Below are 4,371 nucleotides of genomic sequence, written 5' to 3'. Positions count from 1 at the left end.
TTCCCAGCGAGACGTGCGCGGTGTCGAGCAACTGGTCGAGGGAGTAATGCTTGAGGACAGCCAGATCGCGTCATCGGCGGCGTGGGCCCTGCGGCAGATCAACGATAAGGCCGCACTTGAGGGCGTCGTTCCACGGCTCATCGCCGCCCTCGAGGGCGAACACGTGACTGCGCGGGTATCCGCCGCCAGCGCCCTCGGGGGTCTCCGCGATTCCAGGGCGGTCGAGCCGTTGATCGCAGCGCTGACAGACGCCGATGCGCAAGTGCGCGAAGCTGCCGCCTGGGCGCTGGGCTACTGCAAGGATGCGCGGGCGGTCGAGCCGTTGATTGCCGCGCTTCGGGATCCCGAACCGCGCGTCCGGCAGGGGGCGGTCGGGGCGCTGGGCGAGATGGGGGACCCCCGCGCCACCCCGGCTCTGTGCGATGCGCTTGCCGATCCCGGTCGCGAGGTTCGGGAAAGGGCGCTCTTGGCGCTGGGTTCGACCAAGGGGCCGGGCGCGCTCGAGGCCCTGGTGGCGGCCCTGCGCGACCCCGACCCGGGGATGCGGCTAGACGCAGCCCATGGGCTTTTCAATCTCGACGACCCTGGCGCCGTCGGGCCACTGGTGGCCGCCTTGGCAGACCCTGATGAGCGGGTGCGCCAGGCCGTCGTGGATGCGCTGGGCAAGTCGCGGGCTCCGCCCGCCATCGAGGCGCTCATCGGCGCGCTGAGGGACGAAGACCAGGGCGTCCGCGCCAAGGCCGCGCGCTGGCTCGGGACTATTTCGCAGCAGAGCTTCGGCGAAGATGCCGCCCAGTGGCAGAAATGGTGGGATAAGAGCAAGCCCAGGTGAGCGCAGCAGGGCCGCTCGTAGGGGCGCCGCCCTTCGACTGGCGCAGCGAACCGGCGGCCCTACGTCGTCACCCGGTGCGCGTGCAGCACGTCGCTGAGGCGCCCCAGGGCTTCGAGCAGGGCCTGGAGCTGCTCGGTGCCGGTGACGTCGAGGGTGATGCTGATCATGGCGGTGCGGGGCTTGGTGGTGCGCACGCGGGCGGCGCTGATGTTGATGCCGCGGCTGGTGATGATGCCGGTGACGTCGTTGAGCAGGCCGACGCGGTCGAGCGCCTCGACCTGGATCTCGGCGGGATAGACGGCGTCTTTGGCGAAGGTCCACTCCACATCCGCCAGGCGTTCCGGTTCGCGCTCCGAGTACCTGGCGACGTTGGGACAGGCCTGGCGGTGGATCGCCAACCCGCGCCCGCGTGTGACGTAGCCGACGATGTGGTCGCCCGGGATGGGGGCGCAGCAGCGTGACAGGCGGAAGAGCACGCTGTCCATGCCGCGGGCGCTGATGCCGAGCTGGAGCGCGCCCTGGCGCGCCTTGCGCACGGGTAGGGCCGGTTTGCGTGTCTTCTCCACCTGCCCCTGGATGCGGTTGACCACTGCCTCCGCGGTGACGTCGCCGTGGCCGACGGCGGCCACCAGGTCCTCCGCGCCGACGTAGTTCATGCGCCCCGCGATCTCGTCCAGATGCGGCGCGCGCTCGGCCTCCGACAGCTTGAGCCCCTGGCGCTTGGCCTCCTGCTCCAGCAGCTCGCGGCCGCGCTGCAAGTCCTCGCCGTGGCGGGCCTTGCGGTACCAGGACTTGATGCGCCCCTTGGCCTGGCTGGTGCGCACGAACGACAGCCAGTCCAGGCTGGGCCCGGCACTGGACTTGGAGGTCAGGATCTCGGCGACGTCGCCGTTTTGGAAGACGTAGGCCAGGGGGACGATGCGCCCGTTGACGCGCGCGCCGACGCACGAGTTGCCGATGTTGGTGTGAATGCGGTAGGCGAAGTCAACCGGCGTCGAACCCGCGGGCAGGTCTATGACGTCGCCGCGCGGGGTGAAGACGAAGACCTGGTTCTGGTAGAGGTCTATCTTGAGGGATTCGAGCCACTCGCCGGGGTCCTCGAGGTCGCTCTGCAGGTCGAGCAGGTGGCGCAGCCACGACAGCTTCCGCTCCAGGTCCTGGTCGCCCTGATCGCCCTCCTTGTAGCGCCAGTGGGAGGCGACGCCGTATTCCGCGGTGCGGTGCATGTCGTAGGTGCGGATTTGGACTTCCATGGGCTCGCCGTTGGGGCCGAAGACCTTGGTGTGCAGCGCCTGGTAGAGGTTGGCCTTGGGCTTGGCGATGTAATCGGTGAACATCCCGGGCAGCGGCAGCCACAGGGTGTGCACCTCGCCCAGCACCGAGTAGCACTCGGCGACGGTGTGCACCAGCACGCGGATGGCCTGCAGATCGAGGATCTGCTCGAAGTCCACCCCCTGCGCCTGCATCTTCTGGTAAATGCTGAAGAAGTGCTTGGGGCGGCCGTGGATATCGGCCTTGATGGCGACCTCATCCAGGCGCGCGCGCAGCTCGGCGATGGCGCGGTTGACGGTGCGCTCGCGGTCCTCGCGGGTGCGGGCGACCTGGCGCACGATGCGATGATATGCCCGCGGGTCGGTGTAGCGCAGGGCGAGGTCTTCCAGCTCCCACTTCAGCCGCCACACCCCCAGCCGGTGGGCGATGGGGGCGAAGATATGCAGCGTCTCCTCGGCGATCTCGCGCCGGCGCGGGAGCGGCAGCGACCCCAGGGTGCGCATGTTGTGCAGGCGATCCGCGAGCTTGATGAGGATGACCCGCAGGTCGCGCGCCATCGCCAGCAGCATCTTGCGCAGGTTCTGCGCCTGGCGCTCGCGCTGGGTGTGGAAGTCAATGCGGCTGAGCTTGGTGACCCCGTCCACCAGGCTCGCGATCTCGTCGCCGAACTCGCGGCGCAGATCGTCGGGGCTTACCCCCGTGTCCTCGATCACGTCGTGCAGCAGCGCGGCCGTCAGCGCTTGGTCGTCGAGGCCCAGTTCCGCCAGCAGCGCCGCCACCTCGATGGGGTGGGAGATGTAGGGGCCGCCGGAGGCGCGGGAGGCACCGGCATGGGCTTGCCGCGCAAACTCGTAGGCGCGGCGCAGGCCCTCCTCGTCGAAGTCGGGGCGCGCCTGCCGCACGAGCGCGATGAGCTCGTCGAAGGTCCGTCCCTTGCGCGTGTCGGCTGCGGTGGCCACTCTGCTCACGGTCCTGTCGCCACTATGCTGGTTCGGTCCGCATGCGGGGCCGGGCAGCTGCGTGCGCGCCCCAGGGGTTCGGGGACGCCAGCCCCCCCGCCGCGGTCATTACTGGCCCACGACGAGGTTGCCAACCTTGCCCCCGAAGATGGCATCCACGATCAGCCAGAAACCCACGGTCGCGAACTCGCCCAGGATCATGCCCAGGAACACGGGCCTGAACTTGCGATAGGGGCGCAGCCCCCCATAGCGCAGCACCAGGCCGCTGATCAGCCACCCGATGAAGATGGAGTACGCGATGATGGCGGAAGCCGACATGCTCGATAGCAAGTAGCCGATGGGGCTGAGCCGCCACCACAGGAAGGAGCGGTTCATCTGCACCAGGAACATCGTCACCCCCGCGCCCACAACCATGAACACCAGGCTGAGATTGGTGCGCTTGTCCATGGCGTCGAGCTGGCGCTGGAGCCGAGGGTAGAGCCAGTCCGGCCACGACCAGAGCTCGGTCATGGAGACCCCGCCCTTGTGATAGATCATGGGCATGCCGGCCAAGGTGGATACGATGATGGCCACCACCGTGGCGCCGCCGATGGCGGCGATCATCCGCCCCAGGGGCAGCCGTGAGGTATGGCCGATCTTCATGCTGTCCATGAGCATCGGCATCTGCGAGGTCTGCGCCTCCTGGCCGCCTTGCAGCAGGTAAACACCGGTCAGATTGGCGGGGCCGACGACCGCGGTGCCGAGGTTCTGGGCGAGCACGTCGCACGGCAGCCACGACATCACGATCCAGAACAGGCCGGAGGAGGCGACGATCCGAGTCAAGGTGACCAGGGACAGGTACTGCAGCAGCACCGCCAGGATCACGATGCCCAATGACATGCCCGCGGCCATGAACCACGCGCCGATCACGATCGTGCCGATAATGAGGCCGATCAGCGCCCACCGCACCTGGCGCGCTTCCGCGGGATCCGCGCCGGCGCTCGCCAGCACCCGGCGGGCCCGCTTCAGCGCGGTCCACATCAGCAGCCCACCCATCAGCAGCCATCCGCCCACCTCCTGGTTGCGGAAGAAGTGTATCGTGCTCCACCCCGCGAACCCGCTGGCACCCATGGGGACAGTCAGGCCGTACGCGGCCAGCCCCACGTTCTCCAGCCGGTTGAGTACCAGGAAGAGCCAGATGCTCAGGCCCACTTCTCTGCTCAGCAGGTAGCCCAGGCCGATCACCGACGGGAAGATGTACAGCTGCAGGTTGCCTATTTCCGCCATCAGCGGATGGCCGACGGCGCTGACGAGCATGTACCCCCGGGT

General features: G+C 68.5%; 3 protein-coding genes. 1 reads left to right on the top strand and 2 read right to left on the bottom strand.

Going from position 1 to position 4,371, the window contains the following annotated elements; translation table 11 throughout:
- The coding region (locus tag VM221_06940) for a HEAT repeat domain-containing protein (protein HUT74555.1) at positions 1-832 on the top strand (832 nt) is incomplete at its 5' end.
- Between the two features lie 59 nt (positions 833-891).
- On the opposite strand, the gene VM221_06935 is transcribed toward VM221_06940, so the two are convergent.
- Complete coding sequence (locus VM221_06935; GenBank protein ID HUT74554.1) at positions 892-3,072, bottom strand: bifunctional (p)ppGpp synthetase/guanosine-3',5'-bis(diphosphate) 3'-pyrophosphohydrolase; 2,181 nt, start codon at positions 3,070-3,072, stop codon at positions 892-894.
- 99 nt (positions 3,073-3,171) lie between these two features.
- A partial coding sequence (locus tag VM221_06930; protein ID HUT74553.1) for a DUF6785 family protein occupies positions 3,172-4,371 on the bottom strand: 1,200 nt, incomplete at its 5' end.

Source organism: Armatimonadota bacterium, from assembly GCA_035527535.1.
Taxonomy (GTDB): Bacteria; Armatimonadota; Hebobacteria.
This window is presented reverse-complemented; position numbering and strand designations above follow the sequence as displayed.